Origin of the sequence: Falsihalocynthiibacter sp. S25ZX9, assembly GCF_041205405.1 — a bacterium.
In the GTDB taxonomy this organism is placed as follows: Bacteria; Pseudomonadota; Alphaproteobacteria; order Rhodobacterales; family Rhodobacteraceae; genus Falsihalocynthiibacter; species Falsihalocynthiibacter arcticus.
Genome location: NZ_JBGFCD010000074.1, coordinates 1 through 501, shown reverse-complemented (window position 1 = coordinate 501; position 501 = coordinate 1). Strand labels below are relative to the sequence as shown.

At 54.7% G+C, this 501-nt stretch carries 1 protein-coding gene; it reads right to left on the bottom strand.

Annotated elements, in window-relative coordinates; genetic code table 11:
• A partial coding sequence (locus AB9F29_RS21325) for an IS30 family transposase (RefSeq protein ID WP_369757182.1) occupies positions 1 to 501 on the bottom strand: 501 nt, incomplete at both ends.

The following is a 501-nucleotide window of genomic DNA, read 5'->3' as shown; positions in this document are numbered from 1 at the left end:
ACGCAACACACTCTGCGAACTTCTCTGCTGGCGTTTGATATTGCAAGGTCTTGCGAGGGCGTTCGTTGAGTTGCCTTGCGATTGCACTGAGCTTTGCTTGGGAATGGACCGATAAGTCGGTACCGCGCGGCAAATACTGCCTCAAAAGCCGGTTGGTGTTTTCGTTTGATCCGCGTTGCCAAGGCGACTGTGGGTCGCAAAAGTAGACATCAACATCCGTGGCCAGCGTAAAGCGCGGATGATCTGCCAGCTCTTTTCCGCGATCCCATGTCAGAGATTTGTAAAGCTCACGGGGCAGCTTCTGAGCCGACTTGATCAGCGCCGTGACGACACTCTCGGTGTCTTTGTTGGCGACTTTAACCAGCATCACGTACCGTGAATGCCGCTCAACGAGGGTTGCGATATAGCTGTTCTTGGATCCGCCAATCAAGTCGCCTTCCCAGTGGCCCGGAACGGCCCGATCTTCGACGGACGCAGGCCTTTCGCTGATAGATACAGCAT